18 protein-coding genes are annotated in these 23109 nt (G+C 51.8%); 11 read left to right on the top strand and 7 right to left on the bottom strand.

The window, feature by feature from the left end:
- The first annotated feature begins 255 nt into the window (after window positions 1–255).
- The 5 genes from argH to bioA all read left to right on the top strand — a co-directional run bounded on the left by argH (window position 256) and on the right by bioA (window position 6466).
- Window positions 256–1635 carry an argininosuccinate lyase gene (gene argH, locus Enr17x_RS17520; RefSeq protein WP_145310936.1) on the top strand — a complete coding sequence of 460 codons (1380 nt, stop codon included), beginning with the start codon at window positions 256–258 and terminating at the stop codon, window positions 1633–1635.
- A 63-nt stretch (window positions 1636–1698) separates the two neighbouring features.
- A complete protein-coding gene (gene truA / locus Enr17x_RS17515) occupies window positions 1699–2502 on the top strand; it encodes a tRNA pseudouridine(38-40) synthase TruA (RefSeq protein ID WP_145310934.1) in 804 nt (267 codons plus the stop codon).
- Between the two features lie 101 nt (window positions 2503–2603).
- Complete coding sequence (locus Enr17x_RS17510; protein ID WP_145310931.1) at window positions 2604–3782, top strand: hypothetical protein; 1179 nt, start codon at window positions 2604–2606, stop codon at window positions 3780–3782.
- A gap of 222 nt (window positions 3783–4004) precedes the next feature.
- Window positions 4005–4997: a malate dehydrogenase gene (locus tag Enr17x_RS17505; protein WP_145310929.1), complete on the top strand. Its 993-nt coding sequence runs from the start codon at window positions 4005–4007 to the stop codon at window positions 4995–4997.
- A gap of 101 nt (window positions 4998–5098) precedes the next feature.
- The gene (gene bioA / locus Enr17x_RS17500) at window positions 5099–6466 is read left to right on the top strand and encodes an adenosylmethionine--8-amino-7-oxononanoate transaminase (RefSeq protein ID WP_145310927.1); all 1368 of its coding nucleotides are present in this window, start codon (window positions 5099–5101) and stop codon (window positions 6464–6466) included.
- A 6-nt stretch (window positions 6467–6472) separates the two neighbouring features.
- Here bioA and Enr17x_RS17495 read toward each other — a convergent pair whose 3' ends face one another.
- The 4 genes from Enr17x_RS17495 to aceE form a co-directional block, all read right to left on the bottom strand.
- The gene (locus Enr17x_RS17495; RefSeq protein WP_145310925.1) at window positions 6473–7552 is read right to left on the bottom strand and encodes a hypothetical protein; all 1080 of its coding nucleotides are present in this window, start codon (window positions 7550–7552) and stop codon (window positions 6473–6475) included.
- Window positions 7553–7646: 94 nt separating this feature from the next.
- A complete protein-coding gene (gene lpdA / locus Enr17x_RS17490) occupies window positions 7647–9074 on the bottom strand; it encodes a dihydrolipoyl dehydrogenase (RefSeq protein ID WP_145310924.1) in 1428 nt (475 codons plus the stop codon).
- A gap of 58 nt (window positions 9075–9132) precedes the next feature.
- Window positions 9133–10455 carry a 2-oxo acid dehydrogenase subunit E2 gene (locus Enr17x_RS17485; protein ID WP_145310922.1) on the bottom strand — a complete coding sequence of 441 codons (1323 nt, stop codon included), beginning with the start codon at window positions 10453–10455 and terminating at the stop codon, window positions 9133–9135.
- 54 nt (window positions 10456–10509) lie between these two features.
- Window positions 10510–13203 carry a pyruvate dehydrogenase (acetyl-transferring), homodimeric type gene (aceE, locus tag Enr17x_RS17480; protein ID WP_145310920.1) on the bottom strand — a complete coding sequence of 898 codons (2694 nt, stop codon included), beginning with the start codon at window positions 13201–13203 and terminating at the stop codon, window positions 10510–10512.
- A 679-nt stretch (window positions 13204–13882) separates the two neighbouring features.
- On the opposite strand from aceE, the gene Enr17x_RS17475 reads away from it, so the two are divergent.
- The 5 genes from Enr17x_RS17475 (at window position 13883) to Enr17x_RS17455 (ending at window position 20120) form a co-directional block, all read left to right on the top strand.
- Complete coding sequence (locus Enr17x_RS17475) at window positions 13883–14932, top strand: sigma-70 family RNA polymerase sigma factor (protein ID WP_145310918.1); 1050 nt, start codon at window positions 13883–13885, stop codon at window positions 14930–14932.
- 117 nt (window positions 14933–15049) lie between these two features.
- Complete coding sequence (locus Enr17x_RS17470; RefSeq protein WP_198000639.1) at window positions 15050–16111, top strand: pseudouridine synthase; 1062 nt, start codon at window positions 15050–15052, stop codon at window positions 16109–16111.
- Window positions 16108–16980 (top strand): dihydroorotate dehydrogenase electron transfer subunit, encoded by an 873-nt coding sequence (locus tag Enr17x_RS17465; protein WP_145310916.1) that lies wholly within the window; start codon window positions 16108–16110, stop codon window positions 16978–16980. Before Enr17x_RS17470 ends, Enr17x_RS17465 begins: the two co-directional genes overlap by 4 nt.
- 107 nt (window positions 16981–17087) lie before the next feature.
- Window positions 17088–18122, top strand: coding sequence for a DNA-binding transcriptional response regulator (locus tag Enr17x_RS17460; protein ID WP_145310914.1), 1035 nt, complete (start codon window positions 17088–17090; stop codon window positions 18120–18122).
- Between the two features lie 288 nt (window positions 18123–18410).
- Complete coding sequence (locus Enr17x_RS17455; RefSeq protein ID WP_145310912.1) at window positions 18411–20120, top strand: serine/threonine protein kinase; 1710 nt, start codon at window positions 18411–18413, stop codon at window positions 20118–20120.
- A 26-nt stretch (window positions 20121–20146) separates the two neighbouring features.
- On the opposite strand, the gene Enr17x_RS17450 is transcribed toward Enr17x_RS17455, so the two are convergent.
- Entirely contained in the window at window positions 20147–20428 is a 282-nt protein-coding gene (locus tag Enr17x_RS17450; protein ID WP_145310910.1) for a hypothetical protein, read from the bottom strand.
- A gap of 15 nt (window positions 20429–20443) precedes the next feature.
- Window positions 20444–21505 (bottom strand): Ldh family oxidoreductase, encoded by a 1062-nt coding sequence (locus Enr17x_RS17445; protein ID WP_145310908.1) that lies wholly within the window; start codon window positions 21503–21505, stop codon window positions 20444–20446.
- Window positions 21506–22042: 537 nt separating this feature from the next.
- Between Enr17x_RS17445 and Enr17x_RS17440 the strand changes: the two genes are divergently transcribed.
- The gene (locus Enr17x_RS17440) at window positions 22043–22351 is read left to right on the top strand and encodes a hypothetical protein (RefSeq protein ID WP_145310906.1); all 309 of its coding nucleotides are present in this window, start codon (window positions 22043–22045) and stop codon (window positions 22349–22351) included.
- A gap of 16 nt (window positions 22352–22367) precedes the next feature.
- Here Enr17x_RS17440 and Enr17x_RS17435 read toward each other — a convergent pair whose 3' ends face one another.
- On the bottom strand, window positions 22368–23033 hold the full coding sequence (locus tag Enr17x_RS17435; RefSeq protein ID WP_145310904.1) for a hypothetical protein: 666 nt from the start codon (window positions 23031–23033) through the stop codon (window positions 22368–22370).
- Between the last annotated feature and the right edge of the window lie 76 nt (window positions 23034–23109).

Raw genomic sequence — 23109 nt, 5'->3', positions numbered from 1 at the left:
AGACACGTTGGATGATCTCGTTTTTCAACTTTTAAAACGCTGAATTCCATCGTAGGGGGACAAATAGACCATTTACCAACAAAAATCCCGATTCTGCGGCGAAAATGCATAAATTATGGTGTCATTCTGACTCCGGGCCAGTGGTCGGCTTGATGGATGGCGGCCCGCCGATTAATCTGCCTATGCTTCGTTTATACAATACGGCAAGCGACGCTGGGACTTTTAATCACTTTTGAATTGCAGTGGAGAAACACCGTGGCCGCAAAAGCCTGGGGAGGACGATTTCAACAGCAGACCGATGCACGTGTTGAAGCGTTTACAGAATCGATCAGTTTTGACAGCCGCCTGGCGGCGGTGGACATTCAAGGCTCGCAGGCTCACGCCCGTATGCTGGCCAAGGTGGGGTTGATTACTGAAGACGAGTGCCAGCAAATCATCGAGACGCTGGCACAGATCGGCGGAGAAATTGAACGGGGTGAGTTCGAGTTTCGCTTTGATCTTGAAGACATCCACATGCACATTGAAAGTGCGTTGACCGAACGCGTTGGCGATGTGGGACGCAAGCTGCATACGGCGCGGAGTCGTAACGATCAGGTTTCGACCGATTTGAAACTTTACACCCGCGAAGCGATTCAGCGAATTGACGGTTTACTCAAAGATCTGCAGGTCGCGTTTGTCGAACGTTGTGAACGCGACAAAGATCTCGTTTTGCCTGGCTTCACGCATCTGCAGCGGGCCCAGCCGGTGAAGGCCGCCCATTACTGGCTCGCGTATTGCGAGAAGTTTGACCGGGATCGTCAGCGACTGGCGGATTGCCTGAAGCGGGTGAATGTTTCCCCCCTGGGAGGAGCGGCACTGGCGGGAACGTCACTGCCGATCGACCGACACTATTCGGCAGAGTTGCTTGAATTCACCGATGTCGCCCGTAACAGTCTGGATATTTCGAGTGACCGGGATTACCTGGCGGAGTTCTGTTTCTGCATGGCGCTGGTGGCCACTCACTTGAGTAACTGGGCCGAGGAATGGATCGCCTGGTTTTCGACCGAGTTCGGATTTCTCAAACTACCCGATGCGTTTACCACCGGCTCGTCGATCATGCCGCAAAAACGGAATCCGGATGTGCTGGAGTTGATTCGTGGCAAGTCGGCTCGACCGATTGCTGACGTGCAGCAGATTCTGGTGCTGCTCAAAGGGCTGCCGATGGCGTATAACCGCGATATGCAGGAAGACAAGCTGGCGCTGTTTGACTCTTACGATACAGTGGCGGCCTGCCTGGAACTGGCGGCGGCGATGGTCGAAGGGGCCGAGCTGCAGCAGGAAACGATTGCCGCCAAACTGGAAGACGGTTTCCTCGATGCAACCGCGTTGATGGAGTACCTGATCAAGAAAGGGACTCCGATGCGAACCGGTCATGGTATCGTCGGAAAACTTGTGGCGCTGTGCGAATCACGTTCGTGCCGACTGGTTGATCTTTCGCTGGAAGAGTTACAGGAAGCCTGCCCGCAAATTGAAGATGATATTTATCAGGTGCTGGGCGCACGCAACGCGATGGCCGCTTTGTGCAGCTTCGGTTCCGGGGGCGAGGCACCGGTGCAAGAGCAGTGGCAATACTGGAAAGAAAAGCTCGGACTGTAAAGCGAGTTCAAGCAGTCCTGTTCTGCCATTTCTCATCTGCAGAAAGCTGACGATAGAACGTTCATGAGAAACATCAAACTAACGCTGGCCTATGATGGATCGGAGTATGCCGGTTGGCAGGTGCAGCCGAATGGTCTCTCGGTGCAGGCATGTGTGGAATCTGCTATCGAGAAGCTGACGCAGCAGAAAACGGGCGTGCTGGTGGCGGGACGCACGGATGCTGGCGTACATGCGCTGGGGCAGGTGGCGAATTTTCAAACGACGTCGTCGATTCCCTGTAAGAATATTCAATCAGGATTGCAGCGTTTTTTACCGGACAGCATTTGTGTGCGACAGGCTGAAGAAGTTGATGCTGCATTTCACGCGACGTATTCGGCCGTCCGCAAGCGGTATCGCTATGTGATTCATAATACAAGCGTCGGTTATCCGTTTCTAAAACGGTATGTTTGTGAGTTCGGCCGACCTCTGGATGCGGAGCAAATGCATGCAGCCGGTCAGTTTTTGCTGGGTAAGCATGATTTTCGCTGTTTCGAATCGCACTTTCCGAATAAAGCGACCAGTGTACGGACCATTCAGGAGTTAACGGTGCAGCGCACGTCGGTCTGGCCGGTCTGGGGGGCAGAAACGCTTCAACAAACGAACGACAGCGAATCTTTGTCTGCGGAATTTCTCACCGTCGATATCGTGGCGGATGGGTTTTTATACAATATGGTACGTGCGATTGCCGGGACGTTGCTTGAAGTGGGTGTGGGACGCTGGACGCCTGGGAAGGTACAGAAGATTCTAGTTTCCATGGACCGTTCACAGGCGGGAGCGACGGCGCCTGCCTGCGGGCTGTATCTGGTTCGAGTTGACTATGAGGGCTGATTTTCTCACATTAGATTAATCCATTCGATACTGATTTACGTTTCCAGACTGTCAGGTTACCGTTAGAACTATTGATCGACACTCAAACCGGAAAGCGAACGATGAGTCAACAGCCCCCTCCTTTGCCTCCTCATGATGCAGATGAGCCGATTTTTCTCGAAGAAACTTCGTTTGAGGAAGGGGGAGAACGGATTGATGATGAGAAGGGGCGTATTTTTCCCTGTGAAGGCTGTGGTGCGGACCTGGTTTTTCACATTAAAACACAAAGTCTGAAATGTTCCCATTGTGGTTTTGAGAAAGCAATCGGCTTTTCGGAAGACGAGTCGGTCGATGAGCAGGATTTTTACGGGATGTTGGCGCATCTGCAGGAACTGCGAGAGCAGCAGTCTGATGAGGAGGGACAAAATCAGCAGGAAGTCCAGTGTGAAAGTTGCGGCGCCACACTGATGTTTGTCGATACGGTGACGAGTTCTGAGTGCCCTTATTGTGCTTCGCCGATTCAATTGGAAAAAGCGCATACGTCTGACAAACGCGTTCCCGTGGATGCGGTGTTGCCGTTTCAGATCGAGCAGGAAGTGGCGCGGCAGAATTTGCGCAGCTGGGTGAAGTCGCTCTGGTTTGCTCCTAATGAGTTTGTAGAAAAAGGGGCCGAGGGAACCTTTCACGGCGTCTATCTGCCTTATTTCACTTTTGACAGTATGACCAGCACGCATTATCGCGGTCAGCGCGGTGAGCATTATTATGTGACGGTGGGCACAGGGAAGAATCGACGTCAGGTACGTCGGACGCGCTGGTATCCCGCATCAGGAGCGTTTCAGCGTTTTTTTGATGACGTCGTGATCCTGGCTTCGCGTGGACTGAAGCGACAATTGATCCGGGAACTGGAACCGTTTCCCATGCATCTGCTTGTGCCGTTTCGTCATGCATTATTGGCAGGATTTACTGCCCGGACTTATGACGTGGAACTGGAAGACGGTTTCCTCTTAGGGAAAGAACGGATTGACGCGGCCCTGTACTCGGATGTCTGCAGACGGATTGGCGGGGATACACAGCGGGTTGATTCGATTCAGAGCCAGTACGATGCGATCACTTATAAGCATCTGTTGCTGCCTTTGTGGCTGATGACTTACAAATATAAGGATAAGCTGTACCAGGTGGCCGTGAATGCGGCGACGGGAGAAGTCCACGGAGAGCGTCCATACAGTTGGGTGAAAATCCTGTTTGCGTCACTGGCGGCGGCGGTGGTGGTGATCGGGGGACTTGCCCTTTCGAACCGCTAATATCGAGTAGTCTGGCTCCCAATCGATCAAAAATACAGCGAGGCTGGCTATCTTAACACCTTTTCCTCCACAATTTGGATGAGTCTGTAGAAATTGGAAACTGTTGCCTCTGAACGGTTGCTGATCAGCGAGCCGGGAGGTAAAAAAACACACATAACATTCAATATTCAGCCTTGAAATAGGTTCACTGAGCAACATTCATTGTTAAGGAGTGATTAAGAGATGACTCATCCGATTCGAGTTGCGGTAACAGGGGCAGCAGGCCAGATTGGCTATGCCATGTTATTCCGCCTGGCATCCGGGGAAATTTTTGGCCCTGATCAGCCTGTCATTCTTCATCTCGTAGAAGTTCCCCCTGTGCTGTCAGCACTGGACGGAGTGGAAATGGAACTGGAAGACTGTGCGTTTCCAACTTTAGCAGGAGTTGTGAAAGCCGACAGCGATCATCTGGAAGATGCTTTTGCGGATTGTAACTTCGTCATTTGTGTCGGAAGTGTTCCTCGTAAAGCAGGTATGGAGCGGGGCGATTTGATCCGCATCAACGGACCGATTTTCACGAATACCGGGAAAGCAATTGAAGCGGCGGCTGCGGATGATGTGCGGGTTCTGGTCGTTGGAAATCCCTGTAATACGAACTGCCTGATCGCCATGGCTAACGCTCCCAAAGTGCCCCGTGATCGCTGGTACGCGATGACACGTCTGGATGAGAATCGGGCCGTATCACAGATTGCGAAAAAGGCCGGCCAGCCTGTTTCTGCTGTAAAAAATATGAACATCTGGGGTAACCACTCAGCCACTCAGTTTCCTGATTTTTATCACGCAACGATTCATGGAAGTCCCGTTCCTGAAATCATTGAAGATCACGACTGGTTGCGTGGTGAATTCATCGAAACTGTTCAGAAACGTGGTGCGGCTGTGATTGCGGCTCGTGGTGCTTCGAGTGCGGCTTCTGCTGCGAATGCGGCGCTGGACACGATCAAAAGCATCATCACGCCGACTCCACTTGGAGCGAGCTTCAGTGCTGCTGTCTGCAGTGATGGCAGCTATGGTGTTGATGAAGGTCTGATCTGCGGGTTCCCTCTGACCAGCGATGGTACCACTTGGAAACTCGTCGAAGGCATTGAGCACGATGACTTCGCTCAGGAGAAGTTCAAAGCAACATTACAGGAATTGCGTGACGAACGCGACGTTGTTCGCGATCTGCTGCCCGGTTAATTCGGCGACAGATGTTAAAGTCTTAGTGAAAGAGTCACGCTCCCCTCGACGTGGCTCTTTCTATTTTTACAAACCTCTTCTGAAATTATTTCGAGTCGCTCATGCAGTCTGAAGAATTACGATCCATCGATAACGAACATGTCTGGCATCCCTTTACTCAGATGCGGGCGCACCGGGAGGAAGGTGTGCCGATCATCGAGTCGGGTGAGGGCTTCTTTCTGACCGACGTGGATGGCAAGACATATCTGGATGGGGTCTCTTCGCTGTGGTGCAATGTGCACGGTCATCGTGTGCCGGCGATCGATAAGGCGATTCGAGAGCAGTTAGACAAGGTTGCGCATTCGACTCTGCTGGGTTTGGGGAGTGTCCCTTCGATCGAACTGGCGGGAGAATTGGCCAAACGGGCTCCAGCCGGGTTGACGAAAGTTTTCTATTCCGACAGTGGTTCGACGGCGGTTGAGATCGCGCTGAAGATGGCGTTTCAATACCATGCACAAAAAGAGACACCTGATGCGCAGCCACGCACATTGTTTGCCTGCATGCAGCACGCGTATCATGGCGACACGATCGGATCGGTTAGTGTCGGAGGGATTTCGATCTTTCATCAGATCTTCGGGCAACTGTTATTTGAGTCGGTGCAGATTCCCTGTCCGAGTGCCTATCACCGTCCGGATGGGTATACGGAAGCTGGATATATCGAGTTTTGTGAACAGGAGCTCGAACGACTGATTGTTGAGAACCACGAGCGTCTGGCAGCGTTTGTAATTGAGCCATTGGTTCAAGGAGCAGCCGGAATGTTGATGCATCCCCCCGGTTACCTCAAACGCGTGCGTGAATTGACGGCCCATTACGGAATCCCCCTGATTGCCGATGAAGTCGCCGTTGGTCTGGGACGGACCGGAACCATGTTTGCCTGTGAGCAGGAAGGGGTGACGCCTGATTTTCTCTGCCTGGCAAAAGGCATTACCGGCGGCTATCTGCCTCTAGCGGCAACACTGACCACCGACGAGATCTTCTCTGCGTTCGATGCGGAGCCCGATGAATATAAAGCATTTTACCACGGGCACACTTATACCGGGAATTCGCTGGCTTGTGCTGCCGCGCTGGCGACGCTGGAACTGTTTGATTCAGAGCAGACGTTAGACAACGTCAAGCAGGTCGAAGAGGTTTTAAGTCAGCGGTTAGCCGCGCTCAAGGATCATCCGCATGTGGGTGAAGTCCGTCATAAGGGAGCAATGGTGGGGATCGAACTGGTTGCCGATTGTGAGACCAAAGCCACATTTCCGGCGGCTCAGCGTATGGGACATCAAGTCACGCTGGCAGCCCGCAAGCAGGGAGTGATTATTCGTCCGCTGGGGGATGTGGTCATTTTAATGCCGGCTCCGGGAATGCCTGCCGACTTGATTCATCAACTCTGTGATGTGGTGTTTGCCGCCATTGAAGAAGCGGTGCGGCTGCAGGTCGCTTAACCGCGATCAGGGTTTCTGCTGATCTGTTTGGTCAGAGGCAGGTGGACTCTTTTGCCCCAGTTGTTTGAGGACATCATTGATATCGACGGTTTCGATATCCTTCAGGCTCTCCATAGACATATCGGGGCGTTCCATTAACCGGGCTGTTTTACTGCGGGAAAACTGTTGATCGTTGATGGTGAATCGCCAGATCATAAATGCCAGCGCAACACCAATTACCAGGAACAGGCTGACCACGTATTTGGCGGCCCCCGATGAAGACGCGGTTTCGGCTGCTGCGGGGGGAAACCAGCGGATTTGTCCGGCGATCATGAGCGGGGCTGTCTGAAGTTTTCCGGCAGCGGAAGGATAGCCGTACTTTTTGAAGTAATAGCCGGTAATCTGAACGGAGGGCATGTTCTTCAGGTTCGTGCCTTGCGGAATACCTTGCGGTAATCTGGTACACAGCACGCGCCAGGGATGCGTTCCCGAGTCTTTTGAAAAGAACCAACCTTCATACAGATGCTCAATGCCATACGAATTCTCATTCACTTTGAGCGGGGTCAGCCGTTTAAGGCGTCCTTTGACTGTGATGAGTTGTCCGCGATATTTCGGCGATTCGGTCATGATGACCACAAAGGGGGGCGCTGGGTCAGCCGACTGTTCCAGAATATTCTGGGGGATGGCGGCTACTTTGGCGAGCAGATAATAAAGTGCACCTGATTCGTGGTCGCGGATACCCAGTGTGCTGTCTGTGATGGGATTCAGTAGTCGTGGATCGACTCGTACGTCGTATTCCCCGTTTTTCAGTTGTGAATTCACAGCCTCAGGAGGCTTGATTTCCGGTGTGGGCTCCGTGCGGAACTCATCCGGTTTCAACTCTGTTTCCTGTTTGACGCTGAAGTCAATCTCCTTTTGGGAGACATCGGTTTGCTGGGCTGCGGGTTCATCTTTGGGGCGACCGGTGAGCCAGTACCAGCTACTGGGTTTTGACGCATAATGCATGGCGATAAAAATGACGCCGATCGCTGCGACCAGGCGGAACAGCCGAATCTGGTCGCGGCGGCTGAAATAAGAGGGCGTTGTCGATTGTTTATGAAATCGCATTCACCAACGCCCCTTTGTTCTCGAACCTGCAATTAAAATGTGACGAAGTTCAGTCACTGCGATCATGCGAACGCAGTGACTGTTCTCTATCGTATTATTTTCGCTTGGGTTTGTACATATGAGTGGCCTGACCATGAAAGCTTTCCGCTGCTTCCATCAGGGTTTCTGAAAGCGTTGGATGTGCATGAATACTTTCCGCCACATCTCCGGCGACTGCCGCCATTTCCACAGCAATGACACCCTCGGCGATGAGTTCGCCTGCACCAGGTCCAACGATGCCGACTCCCAGGACGCGTCCTGTTTTCTTGTCGAAGATCATTTTGGTGAGCCCTTCCGTGCGCGCCAATGTTTGTGCACGACCAGAGGCAGCCCAGGGGAATCGCGTGATTTCGACTTCGAGTCCCTGATCTTTGGCTTCTTTTTCTGTCACGCCACACCAGGCCAATTCGGGATCGGTGAATACGACGGCGGGAATGGCGATGTTATCGAATTCAGCAGGCTCACCGGCGATGGTTTCGACGGCGACTTTTGCTTCCCGGGTTGCTTTGTGTGCCAGCATCGGTTCTCCGGCGATATCACCGATGGCATAAATGTGCGGCTCAGCGGTGCGCTGGTTGGAATCGTTTTTGATAAAGCCGCGTTCGTCGAGTTCGAGCTTGGTATTTTCCAGGCCGATCCCTTTGTTGTTGGGGCGGCGTCCAATGGAAATCAGCACGCGGTCGAAGGTCTGTTTGGGGTCGACTCCTTCGCCGCTCAGTTCGGCGATGACGCCGCTGGGGTCGGGTGTCAGCTTTTCGACTTTGGTCTTCAAGTGAATGGCGGCGAAGCTCTCGGTGAGCCGCTTTTGTAAAGGGCGAACCAGATCGCGGTCGGCACCGGGAAGCAGGCCGTCGGTCATTTCGACAACGGTGACTTCGGAACCGAGCGCCGCGTAGACACTACCCATTTCCAGACCGATGTAGCCGCCACCGACGACGAGCAGCTTCTTCGGAATGTCGGCCAGTTCGAGTGCGCCGGTCGAATCCATAATCCGCGGATCATCCAGATCAAATGCGGGGGGAACCGCGGGTGAGGAACCGGTGGCGACGATGGCGTATTTGAACCCGATGGTTTCGGTTGTGCCATCCTGTTTATTGACTTCGACAGTATGGGAATCTTTAAAGCGACCAAAGCCTTTGACGATTTCAACATTGCGGGCGCCTGCCAGTTGTCCGATGCCTCCGGTTAACTGGGTGACGACTTTGTTTTTGAACTCGCGTAACTGGTCGATATCAATTTTGGGTGGTTCAAAGGTGACACCCCATGCGGCGGATTCTCTGGTTTCGTTGATCAGTTTGGCAACGTGCAGCAAAGCCTTGGAGGGGATGCAGCCCCGGTTCAGGCAGACACCGCCTGGAGCGACGTCGTCGTTGACCATGATAACTTTGAAGCCTTTGTCGGCTGCATCAAAGGCGGCAGGGTAACCGCCGGGACCGCCACCGATGACAACAATATCCGTTTCTCTGGTTGCTGATCCAGACATAATATGCATTCACCTTCTGTTTGTGTTTTAAGCTTTAATACGATTCGAGTTTTAGTCTTTAGCAGTCAACCAGAAGATTGAATGGATCAGAGAGTAAACTGGAAAGGCGTACGATAAAGCGAGCCGCGTCCGCACCGTTAATCACCCGATGGTCGTAAGAGAGCGACAGTGGCAGCATCAGGCGGGGAACGGGACTGTCATTCACCAGTTGGAATTCATTCCGGGAACGGGACATCCCCAGGATGGCGACTTCCGGGTAGTTCACGATGGGTGTGAATGAGGTGCCCCCGAGTCCGCCGAGGTTGGTGATGGTAAAGGTGCCGCCCTGCATATCACTCATTTCCAGTTTACGGTCACGGGCTTTGATGGCCAGCGTGTTCATTTCCTGGGCAATGGTGATGATGTTTTTCTTATCGACATCTTTGACGACGGGGACGACCAGACCATTTTCCGTATCCACGGCGACACCGATGTTGATGAATTTTTTGAGTACGATTTCATCGGTTTGTGTGTCGAGGCTGGAGTTAAACACAGGGAACTCATGCAGGGCGATGGCAATGGCTTTCATTGCGAGTGCCGTCATGGTCACTTTGGGACCAGAGTAGTTGGGTTTGGAAATGAACAGTTTGCGTGCTGTTTCCAGGTCCGTAATGTCTGCCAGATCGTGCTGTGTGACGTGCGGCACAACCTGCCAGGACAAGCTGAGGTTATTGGCAGAAACCCGCGCGAGCTTTTTCATTTTCGTGCGTTCAACTTCGCCGAACTGACTGAAGTCAGGCAGAGGGGGAACGGCAATTCCACCGCCACCGCCAGAAGTGCCACCACCGGCGATCAGGTTTTTGACGAAGTTTTCGACATCTTCCTGAGTGATCCGGCCGCCAGGGCCTGAGCCACCAACCTGATGCAGGTCGACTCCCAGTTTACGGGCCAGTTTTCGCGTGGCCGGTCCAGCCGGAGCAGGTGCTTTATCGGAAGTACCTGCGGCAGGAGCCGCGGCCGGTTTGGCTGCCGGAGCAACAGCAGGTGCGGTTTCCGGTTTAGGTTCCGGAGTTGCTGCTGTTTCTGTTTCGGGTGCTTTGGTTTCTTCCGCTGCCGGTTCTTCTGTTGGCTTGGTTTCAGGTGCGGCTGCTGCAGGGGCACCATTCGATTGTTCAATTGAAAGCAAAACTGCGCCAATGGGAACGGAGTCGCCTTCAGAAACATTCAGGGCGGCGATGGTTCCACTATAGGGAGATTCGAGCTGGACAACCGCTTTGTCCGTTTCGATGTCCATCAGGACCTGACCCTCTTCCACGGTATCACCTACCGCGACAGAGATTTGCCCGACATCCGCCGTTTCGACACCTTCACTTACTTCGGGAAGTTTAAATTCAGTAGCCATAGTTTTGTCGTTCTATCCGTTAATATTGCTTTTGATTTTCTTTACTACTGCCTGTTATGCGAGCCGGGGATTGACTTTGTCCGGATCAATTCCAAGTTCTTTAATGATGGCGGGCAGCTTTGTTTTGTCGAACTGACCTTCTTCAGCCAGAGAGACCAGGGTTGCGACGACAACATTTTCCGCGTCGATTTCGAAGTGACGTCGCAGTGATTCGCGCGTCTCACTACGGCCGAACCCATCGGTTCCGAGTACACAGTAGTTTCCGGGAATTCCTTCGCGGACCTGATCGGCAACCAGTTTGATGTTATCGCTGGAAGCGATGAAGGGCCCCTGAACGCCTTCGAAGGTCGTTTCGAGGAACGATTTCTGAGGCTCAGCATCAGGATGCAGACGGTTTTCGCGTTCGACATCTTTGATGTTTCGGGCCAGCTGGTTATAGCTGGTGACACTCCAGACGTCGCTGGCGATGCTGAATTTCTCTGCCAGCATCTCTTGAGCGCGGAGTACTTCTCGCAGGATGGGACCACTGCCAAACAGTTGCGGACGCAGGGAAACGGCCGGTTTTTCCACATCCTGTGATTGGAATTTATAGATCCCGTTGATAATGCCTTCGACGATATGATCGCCTTCCGGCATGGGAGCCATTTCGTAGTTTTCGTTGTAGACGGAGAGATAATAGAAGATCTCTTCGCCTTCCTGATACATGCGACGCATCCCTTCCTGAATGATCACTGCTAGTTCATAGGCGTAAGCAGGATCGTATGCCAGGAGCGTGGGGACGGTGGATGCCATCAGATGGCTGTGTCCGTCCTGATGCTGGAGTCCTTCGCCGTTGAGTGTGGTTCGACCCGAAGTCCCCCCGACCAGGAAGCCTTTGGTTCGTGAATCAGCGGCGGCCCAGACCAGATCACCGACGCGTTGGAAACCAAACATCGAGTAATAGACGTAGAACGGAATCATGTTCACGCCCTGGTTCGAGTAAGCGGTTCCGGCAGCGATGAAGGATGAAATGGCACCTGCTTCGTTGATGCCTTCTTCCAGAATCTGGCCGTCTTTGGCTTCGCGGTAATACATCAACTGGTCACGGTCAACCGGTTCATAGAGCTGCCCCTGGCTGGCGTAAATTCCGCATTGTTTGAACAGGCCTTCCATCCCGAAGGTGCGGGCTTCGTCGGGAATGATGGGCACGATGCGTTTGCCGATAACTTTATCGCGGAGAAGGTTACCCAGCAGAATTCCGAAGGCACCCGTGGTCGAACCTTTTTTGCCGGCCATGCTGTTCATGAATTTCTCAAGCGATTCCAGCGTGGGCGTTTCCAGACGTTCTTCGGTCGGCGTTCGTTTGGGGAGGTAGCCGCCGAGTTCTTCCCGCTTTTTCTGCAAGTACTGCATTTCGGGACTGTTTTCTTCAGGCTTGTAAAACGGCGTGTCTTTGACATCTTCATCGCGAATGGGAATGCCGAAGCGAGAGCGGAAATCTCGTAGCTCTTCTTCGTTGGCTTTTTTCACGTTGTGGGCGACGTTGCGACCTTCGCCAGCTTCACCGAGACCATAACCTTTGATTGTTTTGGCCAGAATGACCGTCGGTGATCCTGTGTGATTCACAGCGGAATTAAAGGCGGCGTAGACTTTTTCCGGATCATGACCGCCGCGTCCCATGCGTTTGATCTGATCATCAGAAAGGTGTTCTGCCATTTTTGCCAGTTCCGGGTTGTCGCCGAAGAAGTGTTCCCGGATGTAAGAACCGGGTTCTACAACATATTTCTGATACTGACCATCGACGATTTCACCCATGCGTTTCACAAGGACGCCATTATCATCCTCGGCCAGCAGGTGATCCCAGTCGCTGCCCCAGATGACTTTCAAGCAGTTCCAGCCTGCGCCACGGAATGCGGCTTCGAGTTCCTGAATGATCTTGCCGTTACCCCGCACAGGGCCATCAAGACGCTGCAGGTTACAGTTAATCACGAAAATCAGATTGTCCAGATGCTCGCGTGAGGCAAGCGTGATGGCGCCCAGTGTTTCCGGTTCGTCTGTTTCACCATCGCCGACAAAACACCAGACTTTGGATTTGGAAGTATCCATGATGCCGCGGTTATGCAGGTATCGCAGGAAGCGGGCATGGTAAATGGACATAATCGGGCCAAGTCCCATGGAGACCGTGGGAAACTGCCAGAAATCAGGCATCAACCAGGGGTGAGGGTAAGAGGAGAGTCCGCCGCCTCGTGGCAGTTCCTGGCGAAAGCGTTCCAGATTTTCTTCTGTCAATCGACCTTCAACAAACGCACGGGCATAAACGCCGGGAGAAGCATGCCCCTGAAAATAAACGACATCACCTGAGTGATCTTCTGTGCGAGAATGGAAGAAGTGGTTAAAGCCGACTTCCCAGAGTGTCGCCGCAGATGCATACGTTGAAATGTGTCCGCCGATCCCATCGTGATCTTTATTCGCACGCACAACCATCGCCATGGCATTCCAGCGGATAATACTTTTAATCCGTCGTTCAATTTCCCGGTTACCAGGAAACGGTGCTTGCTGATCGAGGGGAATTGTATTGGTGTAAGGCGTATTCGCAGTGAAAGGCATCGTCACTCCCTGACGGTATGCGCGTTCCTGCAAAATTGCTAACACGTTTTTTACTCTTTCCTTACCATACCGGATGATCAAATCGTCCAGTGATTCAAACCATTCTTCAAGTTCTGCTGGATCGACTCCAGGCACAGCACCTGTAACTGTTTGTTCTGCCATGAGATAAGGTTCTTTCAACCTGCTAAGTATGTTCAATGAGCGTAACTTCTCTTAGACAACTCTCCAGAGTCGGCCCGGAAGAAATCACACAGATGAGTGATAAAACTATTCTAGGAATGCATCGTCGTTAAGGGAACTATACTGACTCTTTTTGAGGTGATCCCACATCTGATTCAGAGTGACGCACACCGAAACAGACCTCGATTACGAGAATGCTAACGGATTTCGGTCTATTTTGCGAGTGATAGCATCAGGTCTAAACTCTTTAATAGACTTAGCAAACGTTGGAAAGGAAGGATCAGAGTTTTGGGATGGGAGATATAGTGGAAAAATGTACTTCTGATATTGGTTTTGAAGTGACCGGGAGGACGTCTCCCCTGGGATCATAATCGGCTTTTTTACCATGAATCCGTGAGTAGATTCCAATTCGCCCCCAATTCGGCATTTACTCTAAACATCCTCTGTTTTCAGCGGTAATTATATGACTTGGAAATCATCCTATCTTTGCTACGACAGTTTAACTTCTCTTCAGAGTGTCTATTATATATTTCTTGCTGAATTTAAACAATAAAGCCTGTTAAAATTGTTTTATACGATACGATCGCATACGATACGCGGGAGAGTATCTGTCTTTCAGATTCCTTTTCCTGATAAGAACAATCTCTGAGAGTTGAAATGTATGTATAGTGCTATCGCAGGTAATCCATCGGAGTCAGGTTCTTTTTCTGAACTGGGAGCACGTGCGCTGACTGCCAATCAAGCGAAGCCCTGTCAGTGTGAGTTGCTGTCGGCTAAAAAAGCAGCCCGGATGAAAAAGTATTGTGTCACACGGGAATTACAGAAGCGCGCTGAGAAGATCTGCTCCGCCGAAATCGAATATGTCTTCAGCGATCATTTCGATCAGGATGACGCTGGCGAGCAGATTCTGCAGCCATTACATCAGCTCTGTTCTGAGTTAAATCCGGAGGTTGATGACGAAACAGAGGGATTTCCAGCGCAATATGCGCCCCTGTATTCCGTGCCTCTGCTGGAAAAAGAGCAGGAAGTAATTTTATTCAAGGGCATGAATTATCTGAAATACCGGGCGTCTGTGCTGAGAGACCAGATCGATCTCAAGTCTCCCTGTGTAGGGCTATTGGATCGAATCGAACAGAAGCTGAAGGATGCGCATCGATTGCGGGATTACATCATTCAAGCCAATTTACGGTTGGTGGTTTCTATTGCAAAAGGTCTGACCGATCGAGCGAATACGTTTGAGGATATCGTAAGCGATGGTCAAATGCCGTTGATTCGGGCGGTCGAAATTTTTGACATCGACCGTGGCAACCGCTTTAGTACTTATGGGACATGGGCGATTCGCAACTTTCTGTTTCGTGCGACAAAAAAAGGTCGGAAATACCGGAAATCATTTGTGAGCGGTGTTGAGTCGGCGGCGATGGGGTTAAGTGATTTTCGTTCGACGCCCCGTTCACATGAATCGTATCACCATTCGATTCGATATGTACTGAAACAGGTCTTGCACACCCTGGATGAACGCGAGCAGCTGATTTTGAAGCGGCGTTTTGGATTGTATCACTCCGATGCACCGGAAAAGTTTCGTGAGATTGCGGATGACCTGGGCATCAGTACCGAACGCGTCAGGCAGTTGACAATTCGATCACTGCAGCGGATGCGCGATGTGATTGAAGAGCAAAATCTGGAATTACCGGAAATTCCTGAAATCATTTGAGATCCCTGAAAAGAATCCGTTCTTCCTAATTGGTATCGTCTTCTGGCTGTGGTATAACAAAATCTGGCTTTGAAGCCTTTTTTGTTCGTTTTTGCGTTTTTCCATAGTTGAAATATCATGAGTCCCCGTACACCGTCTCCCTCTGATTCCGACGCGGATCAACCCACGAACGATGTGGATCAAGCTACAAACGATGCGGAATTAATCCGTCTGCAGAAATTTCTTGCTGCGACCGGCCTGGGCTCCCGCCGTCATTGTGAAGAGTACATTGAAACAGGTCGGGTGACCGTCGATGGCGATCCCGTGACCGAATTAGGAGCGAAGGTCGATCCGGAGACACAGGTGATTTGTGTGGATGGCGAGCGGGTGCGTCTTCAGCCACGCCGCTACTATCTGTTGAATAAACCGACGGGATTTCTCTGCACAAACAATGATCCGGCGGGTCGCAGAAGAGTCGTTGATCTGTTTCCCAATGATGGCCAGCGGCTGTTTACTGTTGGGCGGTTGGATGAAAACAGTGAAGGCTTAATTCTGGTCACGAATGACGGTGCACTGGCAGAGAGACTGGCGCATCCCCGTTATAAGGTGGCGCGAACTTATCAGGTGCAGGTCGCAGGCAATCCGGCACGCGAAAAACTGGACGAGTTACGCAAAGGGGTCCGTTTTAAAGAAGGCGTCTTTCGTGTTTCCGGGTTGAAATATCTGAAAAAGCAGGGGAAGAGCTCATTTCTGGAACTGACGCTGCACGAAGGTCAGAACCGGGAAATTCGCCGGATGATGGCACGCATTGGTCATAAAGTGATTCAACTGATGCGCGTGCGATTTGGGCCACTCAATCTTGGCAAACTTAAAACGGGTGAATACCGGCGTTTGACGGACTGGGAATTGAAAAAATTGCGGGAGATGCTGAATGAAAAACATTCCCCCACGATTCGTCATCGCAAAGGTCGAAAAAATGTATCGCACGGGAAATCTCGAAGTTCCCGCGGTCAGGCTGGCAAAAAAACATCAGACAGAAAACCCGCTGACGGCAAGCCCGTCGGTCGGAAACCCTACGATAAAAAGCCTGCAGGAGCCGGCAAAAAACAGGGACCCGCTTCATCAGGTCAGAAGACAACAGGACGTCGAATTATTGGTGACGTTCAAGGGCAACGAACGCGACAAGGAAAGCGGAAATGACAACAGCCTCGGAATTCAGTGATTGTGCTACGCCACAATATCTCTCTGCGACCGTGGTCGAACAGGAACAAATGGCACGCGACACGTATCGCTTGCGTCTGGAATGTCCCCCGATCTCAGATGTCATTCTGCCCGGACAGTTCTTTATGGTGCGGGAGCCCGGAGTGAATGACCCGTTGCTCGGACGTCCATTTGCACTCTACGATACCTACCTCGATGATTCGGGAACGCCCGTCGGTTTCGACTTTGGTTATGTGGTTGTCGGCAAATTAACCTCACGAATGACGCACTGGCAGCCGGGAGATCAGGTCGAAGTCTGGGGCCCGCTGGGTAACGGGTTTCCGCAGCCGGGAAGTGGTTCACTGGTCATGGTGGCAGGCGGCATCGGTCAAACTCCCTTTCTGGCGACCGCACGCGAAGCATTGCAGCAACGAAAGTATGGTCAGCCGCGTCGGACTCTGGACACATTCCCGGATCAAGTCAGTTTGCTCTACGGCGCGCGATCAAAAGAATATCTGGCAGGGCTGGATGATTTTCGTCTGGATGGACTGGACATCGACGTGGCGACGGATGATGGCTCTTTCGGTCACCATGGTTATGTGACCGATTTGCTGCAGCAACGCATTGATAGTTCCTCGCCGCCTGCGACGATTTTCTGCTGTGGTCCGGAACCGATGATGGAAGCAGTCAGCAAGTTGGCACTGAAAGCAAAGATTCCCTGCTGGTTGTCGCTGGAAACGCCGATGGCGTGCGGCTTTGGTGCCTGTTTCAGTTGTGTGGCCAAAGTGCGGATCAGCGATGAGGAATGGGATTACCGTCGGACTTGTGTGGAAGGTCCCGTGTTCAACGCGGAAACGCTGGTATTTTAGAACGGCTGATTCACTTTGTTTGCCTGGAAGACAGGTTGTGAAATCGACCTCGTATTGACAGTTCTGATTGAGACCCTTTATAGTCCTGAGATTATACAGGTTCGGATATGAGCGTGAAGCATGACAAGATCAATCAGGCAGCGACTCCTGCTTTCGCAGAAAATGCAGAAAGACAGATGAAGTCCCGAGACACTGCCGATCTGGATCTCGCTGACAGCGATGCACACGAAACTCATTTGCGTTCATCGCAAAGGCCATTAATTCCCCCGCGTCTGAAAGTACTGTTTGTCAGCGCGCAGAGACCCGTCTGGGTCAGCCTGGCTTTGCGACTGGATGCCATCGGTTGTTCGGAGCCTCGATTAGAGTGGGTGTCGACTTCGGAAGAAGCATTGACCCTCCTGCGAAATGACAGCTTCGACTGTATGTTGCTGCATCTGAACGGAGAGACCAAAGCGAGTCGACTGGAATTGCTAAACGCGATTCGGATGAGTGGCTGTCAGGAACCAGTTGTGCTGATGCTGGCTTCACCCGACGATCAGATTGTACTGGCGGCTTGTGAAAATCAGGCCGAAGTTTTAGTCTCGCCGGCGCTGTGGGAGTCCCCGGCGCTACTGGGCGTGATGCAGCGGGCAATGCTGGCTCATGAGTTGAACGAAGAAAATCACCGGTTACAGGTCGACAATCATCGACGCCTGGTTCGGGAACGGGATGAAGCAGAACGGTTGTTGAATCAGCAACGTTCGATGGTGGAAGAATTGCAGACGCTCACTTATCCGAGCGAAGTGGATGAGTCTGAATCTGACTTGCTGTCAGGGGAGAGTCAGCATCCCATGGATTCCGAGGCGACATCGGTTGAATTTCCGATTCCGCAAGAGGTTCAGGATTACTATCACGAATTGCTGCGAACCTATGTGATTATGGGATCGGGGAGTCTCAAAGAAGAAATTCTGCAAATTGCGGAGTTGCTCTCTGCAGCCAATCTGCCCCCGCGCCACGTTCTGGAATTTCATCTCCAATGCGTTGAAGTCATTGTACGGGGGTTGGGGAATCGCAGTTCGCGACATGTGATGTCTCGCGCTGACTTACTGGCGTTGGAGATGATGGTTCACCTGGGAGAGTGTTATCAGAAAAAATCTGATTAACTTAAGTACTCTTACTATAGCAGTTTACGGTGGGGAAGACTTATTTGCCTGACACGGAGAAAAGGTACTATAATTCGTTGCTCCTGTGCCGTATAATGGGGCCAAAATGCTGTGCTTTACGATCAGTTGTTATGAGGGTTTTAAACAACGGCTATGATTCTACTTGTGAGTGATCTTCGATGACCGCAAGCGGGTCAAAAATGGTCGATGTTGAGTGAGCAAATTTCTCGCAGAATCTGATCAGAGAGTTGCCTAACTAAAAATCGATCATGGCTGGGAACTTTGAGGATGAGTTCAAAACAAGAGGCCCCTTCATCAGCGGACCACAAAACAAGGTCTGCTTTGCATCCGCGAGAGATTATCAAGGAAGCCGGCAAATTCTGTCCGCATGCCGGCGTGGTTTCGCGTGGTTCCGGCATGTTTCAAGAACAGGGACGAGTACTTCTGCACAGCCGTCTGCGCATGGCGTCTCTGTTCCTGGCTCTGGCATCGCTGGCATTTTTACTACGCGGGTTGTGGTTGGATGAATTTAACACTCCCCACGGCGAGAAGACGCTGGTTCTCGATTCTCTTTTGACAGGAATTCTGTTTGCTGTTACCGGTTGGCTCTGGTTGCGATCCTGCCTGTGTATCGTCCGTTTACGGATCTGCGAAGCGATTACTTTTGGCGCACCAGCGGCGTTCTTTATCTGGTGGCATTTCGGTGAAATATGTGCCTGTGATCCCGTGTTGCTGGGGAAAGTTGCATTTGCCTTTCCGCTCCGAACCGTGTTTCCCTGGGTGATTTTGATTTACACGTACGGATTCTTTATCCCGAATTCCTTACGGGGTGTCATTTCTGTTGTGAGTCTGATGGTCATCAGCCCGATTGCCGGGGCCGTGATGACGGGGATGCAGGTACCACAGGTTTCTGAGGTGCTTTATACGGGCGGCTTATCGGAAATGATCATCTTGCTGCTGATTGCCGGTAGTACAGCCATTTATGGATCGTATCGTGTGGGGAGCCTCCGGCGTGAAGCATTCGATGCCAAAAGCATCGGCATGTATACGCTGCGCAAACAGGTGGGTAGTGGCGGTATGGGCGAAGTCTATCTGGCTGAGCATCGTCTGCTGAAGCGACCTTGTGCGATTAAACTGATACGCCGTGATAAGGTCGATGACAGCAATGTGCTGCTGCGGTTTGAGAGTGAAGTTCAGGCCACCGCTGGTTTAACCCATCCCAATACAATCGAAATCTACGATTACGGTCATACAGAAGAAGGAACGTTTTACTATGTGATGGAGTTCCTGCCGGGGCTCAACCTGCAGGAGATTGTCGAGCGTTTTGGGGCGTTGCCTCCGGAGCGGGTTGTGTATCTGCTGAAGCAGGTCTGCTCGGCACTGGCGGAAGCACACCACAAAGGGTTGATTCACCGTGATATCAAGCCGGGCAATATCTTCTCGGCGGAGCGGGGCGGTCTGTACGATGTTGCCAAGTTGCTCGATTTCGGTCTGGTGAAAGATAACAGCAGTCGATCGGAGAATCCTTCTCTGAATCTGACAATGGAAGGGGCCGTGGTCGGTTCGCCGCTCTATACCAGCCCGGAGGTTGTGACGGGCGATGAAAAGCCGGATACGCGTTCTGATATTTATTCGTTAGGGGCGAGCGTCTATTACCTGCTGACGGGAAAACCGGTCTTTGAAGGCGAAAATGCAATCAAGGTCATGTTCGCACATGCCAGTCAGCCGGTGGTTCCGCCGTCGTCAATCAATCCCCGGATTTCAGCCGAACTGGAAGCCATCATTTTGAAATGTCTGGAAAAGAAGCCGGAAGATCGTTTTCAATCAGCTGAAGAATTGAGTCGTGCTCTGAACCAGTTAGAGATCAAATCATGGACCCAGGAACAGGCTTCTGTCTGGTGGTCGGAGGCAGAACATCTGGTGCAGCATGATTCCGATCTTGAAGGCGTGTCGGACGACTATCTGAAAGCCACGACAATCCTGCCTGTGAATGCCTGACGGGCAGAGACGATCATTGCTTCGATTTACCGCTGTTGGTGTTGCCAGTTCAGGCGATCTCTGGTGAGTAAGCCGTGTCGGATAGCACATTCCACGCAAAACATGTCATGCCCGTTCGTGACATAGATTTCGCCATGCATTAACAGATGAAAGTGGTCCTGCCCCGGAAATTTGGAAAAGCAGTACTCCTTGGATGACGATGTTTTGACGGCGACGTTAATATTTTCTGCATCATTGATGGGAACATAGAGGCGCGCATCCTGATCGCTGGCAGAGTCATTCTGATTGCGATCAGGATCATGCGTCATGGAAGACCAATACTATTATTCTGCGACTTCGGGCACGGGGACTCCGAGTTCCTCAGCGAGTTTCGTCAATGCGTCCCAGTTTCCACCATCCAGTGAAATGCCGGTTTCTTTGCGAGATGCGGCTGTTTTCTTTTCGGGGTCGCCGGGAAGATAGACTTCCGTCACCCCCTCTTTTAATGGAACGTTTCTGACATATTTTTCCAGGTTGGTGATTTCATTCAGCAGATGATTCTGACCACCCAGGTGCTTGGGATCGATGACAATCACGAACACACAGTTCCCTTGTGGCGGTGGCGGATCGGGGAAGGCACATTGTCCCCCCGAGAGGGCACCGCAGAGCATTTCGACCATGAAAGAAAGACCGAAGCCTTTGTAAGCCTGATCGCCGCCCATGGGAAGAATGGTACCTGGAGGATCGCCGTACAGTTGGTTGGGGTCGGTAGTAGGGTTTCCATCGGGGTCGAGAATCAAGCCGGGGGGTACCTGTTCGCCGGCAATTTTTTTGATGCGAACTTTTCCTTCCGCGGTCGCAGAGGTTCCAAAGTCCAGAACAAACGGTCCCTGTTCACCGCCGGGCATTCCGATACAGATCGGGTTGGTTCCGAGGCGAGGCCGTTTTCCGCCGACGGGGGCGACGCGGGGTGCTGAACCATGTGTGTTGGCACAAATGATCGAAGCCATTCCCTGGGCAGCCGCCATTTCTGCGTATTCACCGAGTCGGCCGATGTGTGAGGCACGTTTCAGCGTTCCGCAGGCAACACCGACGTTACCGGCTTTTTCGATCAGGCGATTCATCAGATCGTGCATCACGGTCTGTCCAAATCCCCAGCAACCGTCGCCCGTAATCGCCGCCGGAGTTTCATTCAGGATTTGCAGAGTCTCACCCGCTTTGAGGATGCCCTCTTTCACACGTCCCAGATAGAAGGGGAGACGCATGACGCCGTGCGAATCGTGTCCCAGCAGGTTGGCATCGACGAGGCTATGGGAGACGATGCGGGCTTCTTCTTCGTTTGCGCCTCCGTTTAACAGGAGCGATTCAGTAAATTTTTGCAACGATTCAGCGGTGATGACAGGCACTTCAGGAAGTCCTCTATTCAGATGTTTTTGTTGAGCCAATTGTGAACAAAAGTAAATTTTACAGCGTTGTTAATGACTCATCATACAAACTATTTTATCTTCGGTAAATTTAGGGGATATCACGAATTTCCGTGTTGCACAGAAAAAACGTCTCCACTGCCTGATCGCTTGTGGCACACTCAGATCTCAAAGTGCAGAAACTGTTCGGATTAGTTAAAAGGTAAGTTACAAGAATGCTGTTCTCAGTCGCACCTGGTGTCTGTCTGCATGACTCTTCAACCCGGTTTCATCAGTCCAATTTTGGGGTTCTGTCCGAATTTCCCGAAATAGCTCTGGCGGGTATCGAATAAATCGGATCCATAATCTTCTCAAATTTTAACAAAGAGAAGGGCATCTCAACTCTTGTGAGAGATGCTTGAATGGTTGGACGATACTCGTGAGGTCAACCTGATGATTCGTGAAAGTCAGATGTGTTTCAGCACAGAAGGAATCACTGAAAAAACAGGTGAACGAAGATTCTTGCGAGAGGGATAGTGAATGAGCATCAGTGTAGAGAAAATCCAGTCACTCGACGAACTGCGTCTATATATTCACAAAACGCTTTGTGAAAAAGAAAACCTGCTTGAAGAGCAGTTTACAATGTCAGAAATGGCGCTGCAGAGACGCGGACGAAGCTGTGGACTGCAGTTTTCGATCAATGGTCCGCGAAGCGTTCGTCTGGGAGCAATCTGGGCCTCTGATTCCAACATGGTCTATTTTTATGATGCACGGGGCGAACGCTATGCCAAGGTGCATCTCCCCAATCGCGTGTTCGTTCCGGAAGACGAATCGGAAGAGGCGGCTTAGTTTTTTCGGTTGGCCCTCACTCTTCTTTGAGCGTTGTCAGTTGCTGCAGTCTTGCCTTGGCTCGTGCGCTTCCATACTTTTCTGCCACTCTGTAATGCAGGATGGCGATATTGGGAGTCGCGTGCTTTTGCTCTGCTTTCTGACCTAACTCGAAAAAGCGTTCTGCCTTGGTTTGCGCGAATTGCTCAGCCGAGTGTGGCGCGGTTTCTGCTGCAGTGCGTGAAGTGGAAAGACGCCTGGGAGTCGATACGCCTGCTTGTCGTGCAAGCAACTGCTGTTTCCAATGCTGGTCGCGACTCGGAATTCCACTATTGTGGCGCAGCGCGGCTGGAGCCGAGTTCAACAGCATGCGGTCCATGGCTTCAAAGTCATGTATGTAAACGCTGACACTGCTGGTCGAACTCTGGAAAGCATGACCATAGTTTGATCCCCGCCGAAAGGGGCCGGTCTGCCGGGAGCGGATGGCTCCGGAACTGAAACCGCCGATCAGTGCGCTGCCCCGATCGGGAACACTCAGCGTTGTGTCTGCTGAAAATTGTTGTACGATAGGTTGTTGGATTCTGAGTACCTGAGCCTGGGCTTGTTGACATTGAGCGGCAACTCCGATCAACAGCATGCTGAACCAGATGCGGCTGTGATTCATAGTCTGTCCTCCGGCCTCTGACAATCGTCGTACTTTCATATTTCCTTATCGTATGGCATGCGGCCCGGTCCGGCAACTGGTTTTTCGGAAATCATCCTTTTTACATCCATTGGAT

The sequence above is a fragment of the Gimesia fumaroli genome (genome assembly GCF_007754425.1).
Taxonomy (GTDB): Bacteria; Planctomycetota; Planctomycetia; order Planctomycetales; family Planctomycetaceae; genus Gimesia; species Gimesia fumaroli.
The sequence above is the reverse complement of the archived record's forward strand: the minus strand, read 5'-3'. Positions and strand labels throughout refer to the sequence as shown.